Here is an 18,068-nt window from a genome sequence, read left to right on the forward strand (position 1 = left end):
GTTCGTCGCGGCCACCGTCGGCACCGCGCGTCGCAGCACAGATAGGCGCCGCGGATTGATCCGATTAGACAGGTCGAACGGGATGAGCCTATGACCATGCGTCATGGAACCCCGGCGAAGGCACGCGCATCATGCGGCGTGAGGATCTCGGCAGCCTCGCCATGTTCGTGGCGATCGCGGAGGAGCGCAACTTCACCCGCGCCGCGGTGCGGCTCGGCGTGTCGCAATCCGCGCTCAGCCACGCGATGCGCCGGCTGGAGGCGCGGCTCGGACTGCGCCTGCTGACGCGTACCACGCGCAGCGTCTCGCCGACGGTGGCGGGCGAACGGCTGCTGGAAACGCTCGCCCCCGCGCTCGACGACATCGACGCGCGGCTCGCCTCGCTGACCGCGTTGCGCGAACGTCCCGCCGGCATGGTGCGCCTCACCACGTCCGCGCACGCGGCGCGCACCATCCTGTGGCCGGTGATCGACCGGCTCACCGCCGACCATCCCGATATCGGCATCGAACTCAGCATCGACAGCGGCCTCACCGATATCGTTGCCGAACGGTTCGACGCCGGCGTGCGGCTGGGCGAACGGCTCGAAAAGGACATGATCGCGGTGCGGATCGGCCCGCGGCTGCGCATGGCCGCGGTCGGGTCGCCCGCCTATTTCGCCGCGCATGGCATCCCGGCCGTCCCCGGCGATCTGGCGCACCACCGCTGCATCAACCTGCGCTTCGCCAGTACGGGCGGCCTCTACGCCTGGGAATTCGAGAAGGACGGCCGCCAGCTGAAGGTGAAGGTCTCGGGGCAGATCGTCCTGAACGACATCGACCTCGCCGTCGATGCGGCCGCGGCGGGCCACGGTATCGCCTTCATGATCGAGGATCACGCCGCCGCCCGGCTCGCCGACGGCAGCCTGATCCGCATCTTGCAGGACTGGTGCGAACCCTTCGACGGCCACTACCTCTACTACCCCAGCCGCCGCCAGCCCTCGCCCGCGTTCAGCCTGCTGCTGGAGGCGCTGCGCTACCGCGGTGACGGCTAGCGCGTGTCTGCGCATCCCGTCGCGTCTGTGCTCGTTGTCATCCCTCGCCCGCAGCGATAACGATCGAGGCGCGTGTCGCGCGGCGAACGGGAAGAACAAGGGTGCGCCTTGACGGTTGAGAATGAAGCCCAGGCGAACGCCGCAGCCCTGTTTGCGGGCCCGGGCGAGGTCCGCGCCCTCGCGCGGGACCTCGACTGGTCGCGGACTCCGCTGGGGCCGACCACCGGCTGGTCGCCGGCGCTGCGGACGATGGCGCGATCGATCTTCGATTCGCCGTTTCCCATCTGCCTGTGGTCGGGGCCGCACTATGCGCTGATCTACAACGATCCCTATCGCCGCATCCTCGGCGCCAAGCATCCCGCCTCGCTGGGCCAGCCCGGCGCGATCGCCTGGGCGGAGATCTGGGACGGGCTCCAGGCGCAGTTCGACGGCGTCGCGGCGGGCGGCGATCCGCTGTATTTCGAGGATGCGCCCTTCGTCATGGCGCGGCTGGAGGGCGGCGGCACGGAAACCGCCTGGTTCGACTATTCGCTGTCCGCGCTGCGCGATGAGGATGGCAGCGTCGCCGCCATCCTCAACATCACGCCCGAGACGACCGACCGGCTGGTCCTCCAGCGCCGGCTGCTCGACGAACAATCGGCGCTTGCCGTCAGCGAGGAACGCCTGCGCCTCGCGGTCGAGAATGCGGACGTCGGCTTCTGGGACGTCGACGTCGTCCACGATACCCTGACCTGGCCCGCCCGAACCAAGGCGATGTTCGGCATTTCTGCCGACGTGCCCGTCACGATGAACGATTTCTACAACGGCCTCCACCCCGACGACCGCGAGGCCACCACCGCGGCATACCTTGCCGCCGCCGATCCGGAACGGCGCGCGCTTTACGACGTGGAATATCGCACGATCGGCAGGGAGGACGGGATCGAGCGCTGGGTCGCCGCGAAAGGACGCGGCGTGTTCGACCGGGCAGGCCGCTGCCTGCGGATCACCGGGACCGTGCTCGACATCACCGCGCGCAAGGCCGCGGACATCCGGCGCAATGCTCTGGTCGACCTGACCCAGGCGATCCGCGACCTCGATGAGCCTGCCGACGTCGCCTATGCCGCGGCGGAGGTGTTGGGCCATATGCTGGGCAGCGCACGCGTCGGCTATGCCGCGATCGATCCCGATGCCGAGACGCTGCACGTCGAGCGCGACTGGACCGCGACGCAGGTCGAATCGCTGGCGGGCGTTCTCTCGCTGCGGACCTATGGCTCGTTCATCGACAGCCTCAAGAACGCCGAATTCACCGTCGTTCGCGACGTCCGTACCGACCCCCGTACCACCGGCGCCGCGGCGGTCGCGCTGGAGGGCAAGAGCACGCGGTCGTTCGTCAACGTACCGGTGATGGAGCAGGGCCGGCTCGTCGCGGTCTTCTTCGTCAACCATGCCGAAGCGCGCAACTGGAGCGACGCGGATCTCGCGCTCATCAGGGAATTCGCCGAACGGACGCGCAATGCCGTCGAACGCGCGCGCGGCGAACATGCCCTGCGCGACAGCGAGGCGCGGCTGCGCGAGCTCAACGAAACGCTGGAGGCGCAGGTCGCGGCGCGCTCGGCGGAGCGCGACCAGTTGTGGAACCTCTCGCAGGACATGCTGGCGCGCGCCGACTACACCGGCATGATGTCGGCGGTCAGCCCCGCCTGGACGCAGGTGCTCGGCTGGAGCGAACGCGACCTGCTCACCCGCGGCTACGCCACCTTCATGCATCCCGACGACGAGCCCCCCACGCTGGCGGCGATCGGGTGGATGGCGGAAAACGGCCAGCCGACCCGTTTCGAAAACCGCATCGCCACCAGCGAGGGCGGCTGGAAGCCGATCGAATGGACCGTCGCGCCGGAACAGGACGGGGTGAACTTCATCGCCGTCGGCCGCGATCTCAGCCATGCCAAGGCGCGCGAGGCGGAGCTGGAACAGGCGCAGGAGGCGCTGCGGCAGAGCCAGAAGATGGAGGCGATGGGCAGCCTGACCGGCGGCGTCGCGCACGATTTCAACAACCTGCTGACCCCGATCATCGGCTCGCTCGACATGCTGGTGCGCAAGGGCGTCGGCAGCGAGCGCGAGCGGCGGCTGATCGACGGCGCGCTGCAATCGGCGGAACGGGCGAAGACGCTCGTCCAGCGGCTGCTCGCCTTCGCGCGGCGCCAGCCGTTGCAGCCGACCGCGGTCGACGTCGCGCGGCTGATCGAGGGGATGGTCGGCCTGCTCGCCTCCACGCTCGGCCCGGCGATCGACATGCGCGTCGATCTCGCCGACGATCTGCCGCCGGCCAAGGCCGATCCCAACCAGCTCGAAATGGCGCTGCTCAACCTCGCGGTAAACGCGCGCGACGCGATGCCGGAGGGCGGCGAGCTCACCATCACCGCACGCCGCGAAACCGTGCGGGGACGCCATGCCTCGGGCGTGCGGCCGGGGCATTACCTGCGCCTGTGCGTCGGCGATACCGGCACCGGCATGGACGAGGCGACGCTGCTGCGCGCCACCGAACCGTTCTTCTCGACCAAGGGCGTCGGCAAGGGCACCGGCCTCGGCCTGTCGATGGTGCACGGCCTCGCCGCGCAGCTCGGTGGCGGCCTGTCGATCGACAGCACTCCCGGCCACGGCACCACGATCGAGCTGCTGCTGCCGATCAGCGCGATCCTCGTCGGCGACGCGGAACCGGACGATGCGCCCTCCCGCGCGATGGAAGCACGCGGCGTCGCGTTGCTGGTCGACGACGAGGATCTGGTGCGGATGAGCACTGCCGACATGCTGGTCGATCTCGGCTACGAAGTGGTCGAGGCGAGCTCCGCCGAAGAGGCACTGGCGCTGCTGCAGAACGGCATCGAGCCCGATCTGGTCGTCACCGATCACCTGATGCCCGGGATGAGCGGTGCGCATCTCGCCCGCGAGCTGAAAGCGCACCGGCCGGGCCTGCCCGTGCTGATCGTGTCCGGCTACGCCGAGGCGGACGGCATCGACCCCGACATCGCCCGCCTGACCAAGCCGTTCCGCATCGCCGACCTCGCCGAAAGCCTCTCCGCGCTGGCCGTTCCCGCGATCGACTGACCGCGTTGCCGGCGACGCGTCGTCACAGGCCTTCCATCTGATAGCGGCAGGTGAATTGCGGCGTGAACTGGAATTGGGTGCGGGTCACCTGCTGCCCGACCTGCCCGTCGAGCACGCCGCCGGTAAAGACGATCCGGTCGTCCGCCACCGCGAACGTGCCGGGCCGCTCGCCATAGGGATCGGTGTAGCGGCCCCAATCGCCGACCCGGAAATTGAGGTCCGACCGGTCGGTGCCGCCGTCGTAGCAGATGTAGCGGCCGATGGTCAGGTCGACGCCCAGCCGACCCGTCGGGCGCCGCAGCTCGGTCGCGCGGTCGGACACCAGATAGGGGAGATCGCTGCCCCCGCCCGGCCAGCTGGTCCGCACGACCTGTTCGCCGTTGACCTGCGCGACCTCGACGACCTTTCCGGCGTGCCATTTGCCGCCGCCGAACACCTCCACCGGCTCGCCGACCGCATAGACCGGCGGGGTCAGGTGCGGATAGGGCAGCGGGAAGCGGCCGGCGTTCGGCGCGGCGCCGTTCGTCGCGACCCCACCCAGATCGCCCGCCGGCTCGCCGTCGGAGCGCTCGTCCGACCCGCATGCCGCCACGAGCATGCCCGCGACGATCAGCGCGATCCGCCCGCTCACCATTTCTCGCACGTCGCCATCGCGCCGATGCGAAAGCCCTTGCCCTTGAGGTCGCGGCCGATCTGCCCGCCCAGATGGCCGCCGGTGAAGATCACGTCGGTGCCGCGGACGGTGACGGTCCCCCGCTCGCGCCCGTCGAGATCGGTGTAGGTCCCGCCGCTGGTCTTGAAGCCGAGCCCGGCGAGCACGGTCATGCCCGATCCGTAGCAGGCATATTCGCCGTCCGGCAGCGCGCCGCCACCGCCCCGCGCCGCGGCGGCCCGCGGTGGCGGCGGGACGGTCGTGGCAGGCACCGTCGCACGTGCCTGAACGGCGACGGCAGTCATCGTGGGGGCAGCATCCGCAGTCGCCGCAGGAGCGGTTTCGGCCGCCGCGCGACTCGCCGCGGTCCAGGTCGCCAGCATCGGCGCCAGATCCGCGTCCGATCGACGCCCGGACAGGAACGGCAGTTTCCTGGCGGCGCGATATTCGTTCTCGTGGATCGACAGCAACGCGGCGGACAGCGCATACGGCCTGATCGCCTCGCCCGGCCGGGCGTCGCCCTCGTCCGCGACCATGCATTTGTCCTGCATCCCGTCGCTACCGGCGGTGCAGCCGAGGACGCGGACCTTGGTCCCGAACGCCGACTGTTCGACCAGCTCGCCCGGCGCGAACTGCCGCTTCTGGACGAACACGCTGGCGACCAGCACCTTGTTGGCGGCGATGCGCGTGCGTTCGGACCATATCCGATACCCGAACCAGGCGACCACCAGCGCCAGCGCCGCACCCGCGATCAGCGCCAGTGTGGTGAGCCGCACGGTACGCGGTCGCGCCGTCGCGCCATCAGTCATGAACGATCTCCCGCTTGCCCCGGGCGCCGGTATCGGTCGGGTCGCGGCACGATGCTACCTGCCGGTTTAGGCATGTTCGCGCGCTTGGGCGTCCGCTGCGGCGCCTGCCTATAAAGGCAATTGATCGCATATCGGCCGGCGATGATGATCGCGTCATTCATCGAGGGGAGACATCATGACCGGTAACCGTATCCGCCTGGCGCTGGCGATCACCGTCGCAGCGTCCGGTCTGTCGACCGCGACGCCGGCATTCGCGCGCGGCTGCAACGGCGTCGTCGAATTCTGGACGTGGGGCTGCGCGTACTGGGACAATAACAACGGCCCCAATTTCAAATATTACAAGAAGCAGGCGGTGCCCGTCGCCATCCCGAAGAGCGGCATCGCGGTGAAGGTCAAGGACGGTCAGGCCTATGCCAACGTCAACGGCCAGGACAAGCCGATCGTCAACGGCGTGTCCGGGCTGGTCGCAGCGGGCGGCGGCAATCTGGTCGCGGCGGGTGGCGGTAACCTCGTCGCGGCAGGCGGCGGCAATCTGCAGGTGTGGAACTCGAACTGACCGGTCGCACCGCGCGACCGCACCATCGTTCGGGGAGGCAATCCATGACGTTTCGCAGACTGACGATCGCCGCGGCGTCGATCGCTTTGTGCGCCAGCCCGCTGGCGGCACAGGAGACGGCGCCGCCGGCGACCACGACCGACGCCGCCCCCGCGATCGAGGCGGCACCGGCGCCACCGATTCCCGCCAAGCGATCGATGGCCGAAAAGATCGCCATCGCAACCGGCATGCTGACCGCGGGAATCGCGGCGTTCAAGTCGCTCAAACAGCCCAAGCCGGCCGAACCGGCAGCGCCGACGGAACCGGTGGCGCAGGCGGCGCAATAAGCGAAGACGATTCCGGCGCAGGGCGGCATGAACGCAGCCCCGCGCCATCGTCCGTCAGCGCGCGGGTTCGAGCCCGAGCAGGGTGCGCAGATCGTCGGCGTTGAGCGGCTTGAGGAGCAGCGGGATCGCGCGCGCATGCGCCGCGGCGATCAGGTCGGGGTGCAGATCGCCGGTGATGAGCGCCATCGCCGGCGCAGGCACCGGATGGACGGCGACAAGCCGCTCCAGCAGATCGAGGCCATGCATCCCGCCCGCCAGGCGATAATCGCTGACGACCGCGCCATAGCGCCGACCCGCGGCGACCAGCGCCAGCGCCGCGGCGGCATCCTCGACCGCATCCGCCGCCACGTCCCACCGCCGCAGCAGATCGCCCAGCGCCAGCCGGACGTCGCGATCGTCCTCGACGACCAGCACCGGCAAGGCCGGATCACGGGCCAGCGTCGGAATCGACGCAGGCCGCGCCGCCGCATGCATCCCCCGCCGCGGCGGATCGACGCGCGGCTGCACGATCTCGAACCGCGATCCCCGTCCCGACCGCGAGGCCAGCGCGATATCGGTGTCGAGCAACGCCGCCGAGCGCCGCGCGATCGACAGGCCGAGGCCCAGCCCCTTGCCCCGTTCCCGTTCGGGATTGTCGAGCTGGACGAATTCCTCGAAGATCCGCTCGCGGTCGTGCTCGCCGATACCGGGGCCGGTATCCCAGACCTCGATCGCGATTCCCTCGCCCCGCCGCCGCGCCGCGATCAGCACGCCGCCCCGCACGGTGTAGCGCAGCGCGTTGGAGACGAGGTTGGACGCCACCTGTTCCAGCAGCGCTTCGTCGCTGGCCACCCATTCGCCATCGCAGCGAAACCGCAGGTCGAGCCCCCGGCCGATCGCGACGGGGTGGAAATACTGGCTCAGCCGATCGAACAGCGCGTCGATGGATACCGGCGCGATCGCCGGTCGCACCACGCCGGCCTCCAGCTTGGAAATGTCGAGCAGCCCGACGAACAGCGTCTCCATCGCGGCGACGCTGTTCTGGATACTGCCGACGACGCGGCGTCCCTCGTGATCGAGCGTCAGCGTCGCGAGCGAATCGGAGAACAGGCTGAGCGCGTACAGCGGCTGGCGCAGGTCGTGGCTGGCGGCAGCGAGGAACTGCGACTTGGCGAGGCTGGCGCGTTCCGCCGTGCGCCGCGCCTGTTCGGCTTGCGCGGTCTGTTCGGTTAGCGATGCGACCAGTCGCTCGTTCTCGAAGCGGATGCGGAACCCCTCCTCCAGCATCCTCGCCTGCCCGCGGCAGAAGATCGCCATGGTGATCGCGAAGGCGAGCGAGGTCACCCCCAGCAGGATATAATAGCGATCGCCGGTCAGCCCCAGCCGCACGACTACCGCCAGATACATCGGCACGACGAGCGCGTAGAGCGCGGGCGGATAATAGGCCTGCCCCGGCATGCTGCCCGCCGACACGCCATAGATCGAACACAGGATCAGCGCGACGGTGATCGGCTGCGCCGGATCGACGAACAGGAACATCGTCGAACCCCAGATCGCGCCCGATACGATCATGTGGAGCGTGTAGATATGTGCCCAGCGCGCGACCTCGTGATCGGCGCGCGCGCGCCGTTGCCAGCCGGCGAGCAGCGCGGCGCGCATCAGCTGGTTGCCGCCCTGCATCGCGATCCAGATGACGATCAGCCGCAGCGGCACGAATTGCCACGCGGTTGCGACGACATAGGCGGTGACGATCGCCACGACGAACGCGGCGCTGCGCATCTGGGTGAAGAAATTGCGGATGAACGCCGCGCGGATGCCGTCCATCAGGCGATGAGGCCCAGCGCCCGCGCACGGATGAGCGCCTGGGTACGGCTGTTCGCGCCCAGCAGATGAAACAATTCGGTGAGATGCGCGCGCACCGTCCGCTCGGCGATCCCGAGCCGATAGCGCATCTCCTTGTTGCCATGCCCGTCGTTGAGCAGCGCCAGCACCTCCTGCTGCCGCGGCGTCAGCGTGGGGCAGCGGGCGTCGTCGGCCGCCGCCTCGAACGCGGTGCCGCCCGCCAGCACGGTATCGACGGCGGCGGCGATCGCGGCGGCGGGCTTGTCCTTGCCGATATAACCGCGCGCGCCGTGACGCGCCGCCAGGACGCGCGCCGCCGGATCGTCGCGCCCCGACAGCATCACCTGCGGCAGGCCGGGATGCGATGCCGCGATGGTCGCGACGAGCGTGAAGCCGGAGGCGTCGGGCAGCCCAACGTCGACCAGCATGATCGTCGGCGCCTCACCCGCGAGGTATTCGAGCGCCTGTGCCGCGGTATGCGCGAAGCGGATCGCCCACTGCGGGCGCAACGTCGCCATCGCGAGCGTCAGACCATCGCGGAACAGCGGATGATCCTCGACCACCAAGACCGATATGGGACCCATTCGGCCATGCTGCTTCGCCCGTCCGGCGCGAGTCAAGCGGACACTGTCGCCTCCCCCGGCAGATGCCGCCATCGCTGCGGCATCAGCCGCACGGTCCCTTCGCGATGCGCAGGCTGCGCGTATCGGCCGGGTCGTAACAGATCGCGACCTGCCGCCCGGCCGGGAATTCCGACGTATGCACGCCGCTGATCCGGGCCCGCCCCTGTGCCGGGACCGTGCCGGCGCGATAGGCCAGGATCACGATCGTGTCGTCGGCGCCGCGCTTCGCCGCGGTGGCGGTGGCGACGACGGTGGCGGTCGCCTGCGCGGTCTGCTTCGCGCGGCGCACCGACGCGAGATAGCCCATGACCGCGACGAAAACGGCCCCGACCACCAGCAGGCCGATCACGATCTTGTGGTTCCGGTTCATGCCTCCGCCTCCCCAGCAGCCGCCCTCGACGCCGACCGGCGATCGGGCGCCCGCGGGGCCCGCGTGCGATCCCCCGGCGCGGCATGGACAGATGTCAGCGTACGGGGACGCGTTGTAAACATGCCTATACCGGCAGGTAGCCGGACGCCGCGTCCCGATCGATACGGGAGCAAAGCGCGAAAGGGTTCGGGATGATCGGAACGTCGATGAAGCATGCCACCGCCGGCATCACGCTATGGGCGCTCGCCGCGGCCGGCCAGCCCGTCGCCGCCCAGGCGCGCGCGGGCAAGGATCGCATCCCCGACGGCCAGTACAGCTGCCAGATGTGGATCGGCAGCAGCTACGTCACGCTCGCCGCCAAACTGGTCGGCGGAAAGGCGACCTCCAACCCCCTGACCAAGACCGGCGCGACGATCACCGGCGTCACGCCCTCGGCGGGAGGGATCACGATCACCTACACGACCGCGCGCGGCTATCGCGAAAGCATGGACTGCAAACGCGCCTGAACCGCGCAGGCCTTATTCACGAGACGCGCGTCATGGCAGGGATACCGGCGCCGATGTCCTCGCGGCGACCTCTTCCAGCGAAATGCCGGGTGCCAGCTCGATGACCCGGAAATGGTCGCCGGCGGGTTCGAGCACCGCGAGGTCGGTGTAGACCCGATCGACGACGCCGCGCCCCGTCGCGGGCAGGGTCAGCCGTTCCAGCAGCTTGGGAGCGCCCGCCTTGGTCGTATGCGCGGTCAGCACCCGCACCGCGCGCGCGCCGGCCGCCAGATCCATCGCGCCGCCGACGGCGGGCACGCCGCCGGTGCCCGTCGACCAATTGGCGAGGTCGCCGTCGCACGACACCTCGAACGCGCCGAGGATACACACGTCGATATGGCCGCCGCGGATCATCGCGAAGCTGTCGGCATGGTGGAAAAACGCCCCACCCGCGACCAATGTCACCGGCTTCTTGCCCGCATTGATAAGCTCCATATCCTCGTCCTCGGCGGCCGGGCGTGGCCCCATGCCGAGGATGCCGTTCTCGCTGTGGAGGATGAATTCGCGACCCGCGGGCACATGGTCCGCGACGCGTTCGGGCAGGCCGATGCCGAGGTTGACGAAGGCGCCGTCGGCGATGTCCGCGGCGGTCCGCGCCGCCATCTGGTCGAGCGTCCAGCCGGTCATGCCGCCAGCCCCTTGTCGAGCGCGAGCAGCGAGTCGCGCTCGGACACGGGGTTCGGGACTGCGACGACATGGGCCACGAAGATCGAGGGGGTGACGATCGCCTCCGGGTCGAGCTCGCCGAGCGGCACCACGCGGCGGACCTGCGCGATCGTCGTATCGGCCGCGGTCGCCATCACCGCGCCGAAATTGCGCGCGGCCTTGCGGTAGACGAGGTTGCCCCAGCGGTCGGCGGCTTCCGCCTTGATGAGCGCGACATCGCCGCGGATCGCGGTTTCCAGCACATGCTCGCGGCCGGCGAACGTGCGCGTCTCCTTGCCCACGGCGAGGTCGGTGCCGGCGGCGGTCGGGGTGTAGAAGGCCGGGATGCCGGCGCCGCCGGCGCGGATCCGTTCGGCCAGCGTGCCTTGGGGCACGAGTTCGAGTTCGATCTTTCCGGCGCGGTAGAGATCGTCGAAGACATGGCCGTGCGAGCTGCGCGGGAAGGAACAGATCAGCTTGCGGACGCGACCCGCCTGCAACAGGCGTGCGAGGCCGATCTCGCCGTTGCCGGCGTTGTTGTTGACGACGACGAGGTCGCGCGCGCCCTGGTCGATGAGCGCGTGGACGAGTTCGGTCGGGTTGCCCGCCTCGCCGAAGCCACCGATCAGCACGGTCGATCCATCGGCGATGCCGTGCAGCGCGTCGGCGGCGCTGCGCGCGATCTTGTCGATCATGCCGGCTGCTCCGCGACCTCGGCGTGGAGCGGGCCGGCGTTCTCGCGCAGCGCCGCGCGAACGGCCGGCCGTTCGAGCATGCGCCCCTTCCAGCGGGTCAGCGCAGGCAGCTCCGCCATCGCGAAACCGTCGGCGAGGCCCCAGTCGTAGAAGACGAGCGCGTAGGCGTCGGCGACGCCGAAACGGGCGCCACCGAACCACTCTCGGTCGCCAAGGCGGCGTTCCAGGTCCTGCAGCGCGTCCCACATCTTCGGCCGGCCGTCGGCGACCAGTTTCGCCTGCGCCTCCTTGTCCGCGGTAAAACGCAGCGGCATGCGGATCTGGCGGCGCAGGATATGCAGCGTGCTGCCGAACCAGGCCATCAGCGACAGCTGGCGGCTGGCCTCGACCGCGTCGTCGGGGAACAGCCGGGCAGCCGGCGCCATCGCGGCGATCCGGTAGAGGATCGCGAGGTTCTCGGTCAGCAGTTCGTCGCCGATGGTGAGCGCCGGCACCTTGCCCGCCGGGTTCACGCGCAGATACTCAGCGCGGTCTCCCGCCAGATTGACGACCGAAAGCCGATAGTCGAGCCCCGATTCCCCGAGCGCGACCAGCGGCGCCAGCGAACAGGCGCCGCGGTGATGATAGAGCGTGATCGTCATGCCGGCGACGCCTCGTCGGGCCGCGTCATGATCGATGCGATCGGTTCGTCGGCGGCAAGCCGGCGGCGCAGGTCGTCGGGGTCGATCTCTATCCCGATCGGGTTCTTCGAAAAGGCCTCGCCCATCATCCACGCCTGCGCGTCGGCGGCATCGGCGAAGCGATCGACCTGCAGCTCGACGTCGTTGCCGTCGGGATCGGCGTAGTAAAAGGAGATGGTCGGGCCGTGGTTGATCGTGCGCCACGGCTTGATCCCCTCGCCGAGCAGCCGTTCGTGCGTCTCGAGCAATTGCTCCAGCCGGTCGTAGGTGAAGGCGGCGTGGTAGAAGCCGACCGCGGGCGACGGCGCGCGCTCCGCGAACGTCTCGGTGGCGATCAGCGCGATGCGGTGATGCTCCTCGTCATAGGTCAGGAAGGCGATGCGGTCGCTGCCGAAGACGACATGCGCCTCCAGCACGGTGCAATACCAGTCGCGCATCGCCGCCATCCGGTTGGTGCGGAATACGATGTGCGCGAGACGTGACGGCGCGGTCATGCCTGATCCTCCTCTACGACGGTGTTGGCGAGCGTGCCGAGGCGGTCGATCGCAACCTCGACCCGGTCGCCGGGCTTCATCCACAGCGGCGGCTTGCGCGCGGCGCCGACGCCGCCGGTCGTGCCGGTGGCGATGACGTCGCCGGGCCGCACCTCCCAGATCTGCGAGACATAGGCGATCAGGGCGGGGACGTCGAACAGCAGGTCGTCGATGCCGGTCTGCTGGACGATCTCGCCGTTGAGGCGCGTGGTCAGCTGCAACGCGCCGACGTCGCCGACCTCGTCAGGGGTGACCAGCCAGGGCCCGAAGCTGCCCGACGCCGCGAAATTCTTGCCGGGCAGGAATTGCGAGGTGTGGCGCTGGAAATCGCGGATCGACCCGTCGTTGAAACAGGCATAGCCCGCGACATGGGCCAGCGCGTCCGCCGCCGCGATGTGACGACCGGGGCGGCCGATGACGACGGCGAGTTCGCCCTCGAAATCGAACCGCTCCGACACGCGCGGGCGGACGAGCGGCGCATCGGCACCGACCAGCGAATCGGGATAGCGCGGAAACAGGATCGGATGCGCGGGCGGTTCATGCCCGGTCTCGGCGATATGCGTCTTGTAGTTGAGGCCGATGCAGATGATCCGCCGAGAATCGGGGATCGGCGGCAGCAGCGTGACATCGGCCAGCGCATGGTCGGCGGGGGCGCCGGCGAGTGCGGCGAGCGGGCCGGGATCGGCGAGCAGCGAGGCGAGATCGGGACGGTCGGGCAGCCGGGCGCCGGCATCGACGATACCGGCGTCGGTGACGATGCCGTAGCCGGGCCTGCCGCCCGCGAGGAAGCTGACGAGTTTCATACATGGTCTCCGCTGAAGGGGGCGAGATGGATGGCGGCGTAGCGGCGCGCGTAGGCCGGGCGGCCGAGCAGGAAGAGCAGGATCGACAATGCCGATGCGACGACGACGGTGATCGCCAGCGCCTCGCCGATCCGCGCAGGGTCGTGGAAGATGCGGTCGCCGATCAGCGGCGGCAGGATCGGCCCGATCGTCAGCCCGGCGAGCGAGATCGACGTGAGGTACAGCGCGGACACCTGCCCGCGATAGCGGTTGGGCACGACCAGCTGGAGCGCCGCCGCCGCCGCACCGATCGGCAGCGCGACGAAGACCATCACCAGTCCGAACGCCAGCGCCGATACGTGCGCGCTGCCACCGAACACGGTGAGCAAGGTCGCGAGCGCGATGCCGGTCATCGAGGTCATGCCGACCAGCAACGGCGCGTCGCCGCGGCCCGCGGCGAACAGCCGGTCGCTGGCGATACCGCCGGCGAGCAGCCCGATACCGCCGCCGATGACGGTGGACAGGCCGAGCGCCGCACCGATCTGCGCCGGCAACAGGTGATATTGCCGCCCAAGGAAGGCCGGCACCCAGCCGAGCAGCGCGTACAGCGCGGTGTTGTGGCAGGCGAAGCCGCAGATCAGCCCGCCGAACAGGCGCCGTTCGCCGAGCACGAAGCGCGCGGTCTCGCTCAGCGAGGGCATCGTCTGCCGCGCCGTGGCATCGAAATGCGTGCGGCGGGGTTCGGGGAGCAGCAGGAGCAGCGCCGCCATGACGAAACCGGGCAGGCCGACGCAGACGAACACCAGCCGCCACGGCGCGACGTCGCGCAACGCCGCGATACCCACCTCGTTGCGCGACAGCCAGCCGAGCAGCGCGCCGCCAACGAGCAGCGCGAGGCCCGATCCCAGATAGACGCCCATGTTGTACGCGCCCAAGGCCAATGACAGCCGTCGCTTGGGCACCGCATCGGTAATCATCGAATAGGCCGCCGGCGACAGCGCCGCCTCGCCGATCCCGACGCCTGCGCGCCATGCGAACAGCGCCGCGAACGAGCCGGCGGTGCCGCAGGCGATCGTCGCGACGCTCCACAACAGGATGCCGACGACGATCAGGCTGCGCCGGCTGCCGCGATCGGCGAGCCGGCCGAGCGGGATGCCGAAGCCGATGTAGAACAGCGCGAAGGCCGCGCCCTGCAGCGCGCCGAACGCGGTGTCGCTGATCCGCAGGTCGGCCTTGATCGGCTCGACCAGCAGCGCGAGGATCTGCCGGTCGACGAAGGACAGCGCCAGCGCCGCCATCAGCGCAAGCACCAGCACGATCGCGCGGCGCGTCGACATCGGCGTTGGCGTCAGGACCTCGGGGGCGGCGAGCATCGTCAGCCTTCCACGACGGCAAGCGCGATCTTGCCGATATGGCGTCGCTCTTGGAGGCAGCGGATCGCCTGCGCCGCGTCCTCCAGCGCAAAGCTGCGGTCGAGCATCGGCTTGATCCGCCCAGAACGGACGTGTGGCCAGACCCGCGCCTCCAGCGCCGCGGCGACCGCGGCCTTGAACGCGGGCGGGCGCGGGCGCAGCAGGCTGCCGCCGACGCGCAGCTGCTTGCGCATCACCTTGCGCAGGTCGATCGGGGTGACGAAGCCGCGCGCGGCACCGATGAACACCAGCCGGCCGCCATGCGCCAGCGCGAGCAGATCCTTGTCGAGATAGTCGCCGCCGACGATGTCGAGAATGACGTCGACGCCACGGCCTCCGGTTTCGGCGGCGATCACCTCCGCGAAATCCTCGCTCTCGTAATCAATGCCGCGCGTCGCACCGAGGTGGGTGCAGATGATCGCCTTGTCAGCGCCGCGCGCGGTGGCGAAGACGGTGTGACCCAGTGTCGCGGCGATCTGGATCGCGGCGACGCCGATGCCGCTGGTGCCGCCGTTCATCAAGAACGTCTCGCCCTCGGCCAGCGCGCTGTCGACGAAGACGTTGCTCCAGACGGTGAAGAAGGTTTCGGGCAGCACCGCCGCCTCCGCCCAGCTCAGATTGTCGGGCCTGGGCAGGCAATTGCCCTGCGGCGCGAGCGCATATTCGGCATAGCCGCCGCCGCGCAGCAGCGCGCATACCGCATCGCCCGGCCGCCAGCGGGTCACGCCGGCGCCGGTCGCGACGATCTCGCCGGAGACTTCAAGTCCGGGCAGATCGGTTTCCCCGGGGAGGATGGGGTGGCCGCCGTTGTGGATCTGGTGGACGTCGTGCCCGTTCACGCCCGCAGCATGGACGCGGATCAGCACCTCGCCGTCCCCCGGCGTCGGCACCGGGCGCCGGGTCGCGGCCAGCGCGAAATGGCCGTCCACCGCGCGGATTTCGATCGCGCGCATCGTCGTGTCCCGGGTCATGCGACCTCCGCTGCATGTTCATCGGCGCGATGGCCGGCGATCTGGGCGAGCGCCGCGGCGAGCGCGGTGGCGCGATCGCCGATCCGCGGCGGCTCGATCCAGCCGATGCGGCCATCGGGTCGCACCAGCACCGCATAGGGCGCATCGCCCCAGTAATCGGCGGCGCTGGCCGTCTCGCCGCGGGTGGCGGGATCGAGGGCCACGACCGCGACCGGCAGGCCGCCGGGTGGCAATGCCGCTACCACGGCCCGCCAGCCCGCGACGTCCACGGTCGGCGCGAACAGCGTGAAGCGGTCGAAGCGCAGCACGTCGATCGTCGACACGCCCGGTTCGAGCCAGAGATGCGGCACATGCGCGCCCGGCCGGAAGCTCGGTTCGAACCCCTCAGTCGGCGGCACCGGCATCGCGACGGCGCGCGACGGCGCGACGAACGCCCCCGCCTCCGCCGTCGCCGCCATCTCGAGCTCCAGAAAGGCGAAATGATCGACCTGATCGTCGATCGCCGCCTGGATCTCGGCGAAGCGCGGATGATCCGCCTGCGCGCGTAATTCGTCGATCGCCGCGCGGAAGGCGGCGGGACCGTCCTCGGCACGCAGCGTCAGCGCGACCTCGCGCATGCGGGTATGATTGGCGACCGACTGGTTGGTGTTGCGGATCGCGATCGGGCGGCATTCGCGCTCGTAGCTGTCGAGCAGGGCGGGGTCGGCCTGTCCGCGGATTACCGCGGCGACCTTCCACATCACGTTCTCGACATCCTCGACCCCGGTGTTGAGGCCGAGGCCGCCGGTGGGGGGGAAACGGTGCCCCGCGTCGCCGACCAGCAGCACGCGGCCGGCGCGATAGGATTCGGCGATCTGCGCGGACATGTTCCACCGGTCGATCGCGGCGATCGCGAAATCGTGGGGGGCGCCCATCGCCTCCGCGACGATCGCGCGGCAGGCATCCGCGTCGAAACTCTCGAACGGCGTCGTCTCGGGATCGAAGCGCATCATGAACACCTGCGATCCCACCGCCTGGTGCATGATGAAGAAGCCGTCGAGCGTGGGCGTGCGGATGAAGAACAGCACGCCTGGGTTGCGCGTCAGGAAGGGGCGCATGTCGGAATTGATGTGGATGGCGAGGAAATGCGCGAGCGCCTGCGGCCCCTCCATCGCGATCCCGGCGGCGCGGCGGACGCGGCTGCCGGCACCGTCCGCGCCGATCAGATAGCGGGCGCGGATCGTTCGCTCGCCCGATGGACCGGACATGCGCACCGCGACGCCGCCGCCGTCTTCGTCATAGCCGGCGAAGGCCGTGCCGAAGTGCACGGGATCATGGCCCGCGACCTCGACCGCACGGGCGTGGAGCAGCGGTTCGAGTTCGCTCTGCGGCAGATTGCAGGAATGGATCGGGCTGATCCGGGTGAATCGGGGGACGCGCCCCTTCTTGCCCTCGAGGCTGAGGCGTCCGTAGGTGAGGCCGCCGACGCTTTCGCACCAGGTGATGTAGCGTTGGAGTTCGACCGGGGTCGATCGCGCGACTATCGCATCGGCGACGCCGACCCGGCGATAGACCTCCATGCTGTGCGTTTTGAGGACGTGGGCGGAGGGTTCGGTGTGGAGGCCGTCGCGCCGCTCGATCACCCGATGCGACAGCCCGATCGACGAGGCGATGATCGAGGCGAGCAGCCCGGCAGGACCGGCCCCGACGATCAGAAGGTCCAGGGGTTCATTCGACATGCAGGCTCTTCTTCGATCTACGGCGTTTCGACGGGGACACGGCGTCGTCTGCCGGTGGGGCATCGGCGACCGGCGACCGCCCCGATCGCAGCAGCCGTCCCAGCTGTTCGCGCGAGCGATAGGCATGTTCGCGCATCAGATATTCGGCGCGCGCGCCCTCGCCCCGTTCCAGCGCGGCGAGGATGTGGACGTGGTCGCCGTGCGCCTCGACCATCCGCGCCTGCGCATCGTCCTGCCGGTCGTTGGTGAACAGGATCGCGACCGGCGCGACCAGCGGCATCCGGGTCATGAAGGCATAGACCTTCTCCAGCGTGCCGAGCCCCGCCGCGGCGATGATCGTGTCGTGGAACGTCCCGTTGGCGAGCGACCAGCGCCGCATGTCGTCGGGGCCGCACAGGCCGCTGGCGACCAGCCGTTCGCCCTCTGCGACGCATTCCGACAGGCGATCGAGCGCGTCGCGCCCGATGCCGCGTTCGACCGCGGTACGTGCCGCCAGCCCCTCCAGCGCGCCGCGCACGTCGAACGCGGACAGGACGTCCTCGATGCTGAATTCGCTGACGACGAAGCCGCGGTTGGCCTCGCCCGCGACCAGCCCCTCCGCCTCGAGGATGCCGAGCGCGACGCGCACCGGCGTGCGCGACACGCCGAACGCTTCGGCGAGGTCGCGTTCGGGGACGCGCGATCCGGGCGCCAGCTCGCGCGCGACGATCATCTGACGCAGCTTCAGCGTCACGGCTTCGACTCGGGTCGACATCAACAGACTCCTGCTTCCCGCCCCGATGGGGACGGCAAGTCACGGTCTAGAAGAGGCGGGC

General features: G+C 69.8%; 19 protein-coding genes. 5 read left to right on the forward strand and 14 right to left on the reverse strand.

The window, feature by feature from the left end:
* The first annotated feature begins 131 nt into the window (after positions 1 to 131).
* Both M9979_RS05030 and M9979_RS05035 read left to right on the forward strand, forming a co-directional pair.
* The gene (locus M9979_RS05030; RefSeq protein WP_254288247.1) at positions 132 to 1,031 is read left to right on the forward strand and encodes a LysR family transcriptional regulator; all 900 of its coding nucleotides are present in this window, start codon (positions 132 to 134) and stop codon (positions 1,029 to 1,031) included.
* 108 nt (positions 1,032 to 1,139) lie between these two features.
* Positions 1,140 to 4,115, forward strand: a complete 2,976-nt coding sequence (locus tag M9979_RS05035) for a hybrid sensor histidine kinase/response regulator (RefSeq protein ID WP_254288248.1) — start codon at positions 1,140 to 1,142, stop codon at positions 4,113 to 4,115.
* Between the two features lie 22 nt (positions 4,116 to 4,137).
* On the opposite strand, the gene M9979_RS05040 is transcribed toward M9979_RS05035, so the two are convergent.
* Positions 4,138 to 4,758 (reverse strand): hypothetical protein, encoded by a 621-nt coding sequence (locus tag M9979_RS05040; protein ID WP_254288249.1) that lies wholly within the window; start codon positions 4,756 to 4,758, stop codon positions 4,138 to 4,140.
* Positions 4,743 to 5,576 carry a hypothetical protein gene (locus tag M9979_RS05045; protein WP_254288250.1) on the reverse strand — a complete coding sequence of 278 codons (834 nt, stop codon included), beginning with the start codon at positions 5,574 to 5,576 and terminating at the stop codon, positions 4,743 to 4,745. Before M9979_RS05045 ends, M9979_RS05040 begins: the two co-directional genes overlap by 16 nt.
* Positions 5,577 to 5,751: 175 nt before the next feature.
* Here M9979_RS05045 and M9979_RS05050 point away from each other — a divergent pair, with 175 nt between their 5' ends.
* Positions 5,752 to 6,132, forward strand: coding sequence for a hypothetical protein (locus M9979_RS05050; RefSeq protein WP_254288251.1), 381 nt, complete (start codon positions 5,752 to 5,754; stop codon positions 6,130 to 6,132).
* Between the two features lie 44 nt (positions 6,133 to 6,176).
* Entirely contained in the window at positions 6,177 to 6,458 is a 282-nt protein-coding gene (locus M9979_RS05055) for a hypothetical protein (protein WP_254288252.1), read from the forward strand.
* Positions 6,459 to 6,512: 54 nt separating this feature from the next.
* Here M9979_RS05055 and M9979_RS05060 read toward each other — a convergent pair whose 3' ends face one another.
* The 3 genes from M9979_RS05060 to M9979_RS05070 all read right to left on the reverse strand — a co-directional run bounded on the left by M9979_RS05060 (position 6,513) and on the right by M9979_RS05070 (position 9,272).
* Complete coding sequence (locus M9979_RS05060; RefSeq protein WP_254288253.1) at positions 6,513 to 8,261, reverse strand: ATP-binding response regulator; 1,749 nt, start codon at positions 8,259 to 8,261, stop codon at positions 6,513 to 6,515.
* Positions 8,261 to 8,842 carry a response regulator transcription factor gene (locus M9979_RS05065; protein ID WP_254288254.1) on the reverse strand — a complete coding sequence of 194 codons (582 nt, stop codon included), beginning with the start codon at positions 8,840 to 8,842 and terminating at the stop codon, positions 8,261 to 8,263. Before M9979_RS05065 ends, M9979_RS05060 begins: the two co-directional genes overlap by 1 nt.
* A gap of 103 nt (positions 8,843 to 8,945) precedes the next feature.
* On the reverse strand, positions 8,946 to 9,272 hold the full coding sequence (locus M9979_RS05070) for a DUF3592 domain-containing protein (protein ID WP_254288255.1): 327 nt from the start codon (positions 9,270 to 9,272) through the stop codon (positions 8,946 to 8,948).
* Positions 9,273 to 9,478: 206 nt separating this feature from the next.
* On the opposite strand from M9979_RS05070, the gene M9979_RS05075 reads away from it, so the two are divergent.
* Positions 9,479 to 9,778 carry a hypothetical protein gene (locus M9979_RS05075; RefSeq protein WP_254288256.1) on the forward strand — a complete coding sequence of 100 codons (300 nt, stop codon included), beginning with the start codon at positions 9,479 to 9,481 and terminating at the stop codon, positions 9,776 to 9,778.
* Between the two features lie 30 nt (positions 9,779 to 9,808).
* On the opposite strand, the gene M9979_RS05080 is transcribed toward M9979_RS05075, so the two are convergent.
* From M9979_RS05080 to M9979_RS05120, 9 genes are read right to left on the reverse strand one after another with little or no spacing between them, the layout of a single operon-like run.
* Positions 9,809 to 10,444, reverse strand: coding sequence for a 3-oxoacid CoA-transferase subunit B (locus M9979_RS05080; protein ID WP_254288257.1), 636 nt, complete (start codon positions 10,442 to 10,444; stop codon positions 9,809 to 9,811).
* Entirely contained in the window at positions 10,441 to 11,157 is a 717-nt protein-coding gene (locus M9979_RS05085; RefSeq protein WP_254288258.1) for a 3-oxoacid CoA-transferase subunit A, read from the reverse strand. The genes M9979_RS05080 and M9979_RS05085 overlap by 4 nt, the downstream gene beginning before the upstream one ends.
* Positions 11,154 to 11,798, reverse strand: coding sequence for a glutathione S-transferase family protein (locus M9979_RS05090; RefSeq protein ID WP_254288259.1), 645 nt, complete (start codon positions 11,796 to 11,798; stop codon positions 11,154 to 11,156). The genes M9979_RS05085 and M9979_RS05090 overlap by 4 nt, the downstream gene beginning before the upstream one ends.
* Entirely contained in the window at positions 11,795 to 12,331 is a 537-nt protein-coding gene (locus M9979_RS05095) for a VOC family protein (RefSeq protein ID WP_254288260.1), read from the reverse strand. The genes M9979_RS05090 and M9979_RS05095 overlap by 4 nt, the downstream gene beginning before the upstream one ends.
* On the reverse strand, positions 12,328 to 13,173 hold the full coding sequence (locus tag M9979_RS05100; RefSeq protein ID WP_254288261.1) for a fumarylacetoacetate hydrolase family protein: 846 nt from the start codon (positions 13,171 to 13,173) through the stop codon (positions 12,328 to 12,330). The genes M9979_RS05095 and M9979_RS05100 overlap by 4 nt, the downstream gene beginning before the upstream one ends.
* Complete coding sequence (locus M9979_RS05105) at positions 13,170 to 14,525, reverse strand: MFS transporter (RefSeq protein WP_254288262.1); 1,356 nt, start codon at positions 14,523 to 14,525, stop codon at positions 13,170 to 13,172. Before M9979_RS05105 ends, M9979_RS05100 begins: the two co-directional genes overlap by 4 nt.
* A 2-nt stretch (positions 14,526 to 14,527) precedes the next feature.
* Positions 14,528 to 15,535 (reverse strand): NAD(P)H-quinone oxidoreductase, encoded by a 1,008-nt coding sequence (locus M9979_RS05110; RefSeq protein WP_254288263.1) that lies wholly within the window; start codon positions 15,533 to 15,535, stop codon positions 14,528 to 14,530.
* Complete coding sequence (locus M9979_RS05115) at positions 15,532 to 17,253, reverse strand: FAD-dependent monooxygenase (protein WP_254288264.1); 1,722 nt, start codon at positions 17,251 to 17,253, stop codon at positions 15,532 to 15,534. The genes M9979_RS05110 and M9979_RS05115 overlap by 4 nt, the downstream gene beginning before the upstream one ends.
* A complete protein-coding gene (locus tag M9979_RS05120) occupies positions 17,243 to 18,007 on the reverse strand; it encodes a GntR family transcriptional regulator (RefSeq protein WP_254288265.1) in 765 nt (254 codons plus the stop codon). The genes M9979_RS05115 and M9979_RS05120 overlap by 11 nt, the downstream gene beginning before the upstream one ends.
* Between the last annotated feature and the right edge of the window lie 61 nt (positions 18,008 to 18,068).

This window comes from Sphingomonas liriopis (assembly GCF_024211255.1).
GTDB lineage: Bacteria > Pseudomonadota > Alphaproteobacteria > Sphingomonadales > Sphingomonadaceae > Sphingomonas > Sphingomonas liriopis.

Coding starts and splice junctions, on each gene's coding strand:
- M9979_RS05030 (WP_254288247.1), top strand. CDS start 132: ATGCGGCGTGAGGATCTCGGCAGCCTCGCCATGTTCGTGGCGATCGCG.
- M9979_RS05045 (WP_254288250.1), bottom strand. CDS start 5,576: ATGACTGATGGCGCGACGGCGCGACCGCGTACCGTGCGGCTCACCACA.
- M9979_RS05050 (WP_254288251.1), top strand. CDS start 5,752: ATGACCGGTAACCGTATCCGCCTGGCGCTGGCGATCACCGTCGCAGCG.
- M9979_RS05055 (WP_254288252.1), top strand. CDS start 6,177: ATGACGTTTCGCAGACTGACGATCGCCGCGGCGTCGATCGCTTTGTGC.
- M9979_RS05060 (WP_254288253.1), bottom strand. CDS start 8,261: ATGGACGGCATCCGCGCGGCGTTCATCCGCAATTTCTTCACCCAGATG.
- M9979_RS05070 (WP_254288255.1), bottom strand. CDS start 9,272: ATGAACCGGAACCACAAGATCGTGATCGGCCTGCTGGTGGTCGGGGCC.
- M9979_RS05075 (WP_254288256.1), top strand. CDS start 9,479: ATGAAGCATGCCACCGCCGGCATCACGCTATGGGCGCTCGCCGCGGCC.
- M9979_RS05080 (WP_254288257.1), bottom strand. CDS start 10,444: ATGACCGGCTGGACGCTCGACCAGATGGCGGCGCGGACCGCCGCGGAC.
- M9979_RS05085 (WP_254288258.1), bottom strand. CDS start 11,157: ATGATCGACAAGATCGCGCGCAGCGCCGCCGACGCGCTGCACGGCATC.
- M9979_RS05090 (WP_254288259.1), bottom strand. CDS start 11,798: ATGACGATCACGCTCTATCATCACCGCGGCGCCTGTTCGCTGGCGCCG.
- M9979_RS05095 (WP_254288260.1), bottom strand. CDS start 12,331: ATGACCGCGCCGTCACGTCTCGCGCACATCGTATTCCGCACCAACCGG.
- M9979_RS05100 (WP_254288261.1), bottom strand. CDS start 13,173: ATGAAACTCGTCAGCTTCCTCGCGGGCGGCAGGCCCGGCTACGGCATC.
- M9979_RS05105 (WP_254288262.1), bottom strand. CDS start 14,525: ATGCTCGCCGCCCCCGAGGTCCTGACGCCAACGCCGATGTCGACGCGC.
- M9979_RS05110 (WP_254288263.1), bottom strand. CDS start 15,535: ATGACCCGGGACACGACGATGCGCGCGATCGAAATCCGCGCGGTGGAC.
- M9979_RS05115 (WP_254288264.1), bottom strand. CDS start 17,253: ATGTCGAATGAACCCCTGGACCTTCTGATCGTCGGGGCCGGTCCTGCC.
- M9979_RS05120 (WP_254288265.1), bottom strand. CDS start 18,007: ATGTCGACCCGAGTCGAAGCCGTGACGCTGAAGCTGCGTCAGATGATC.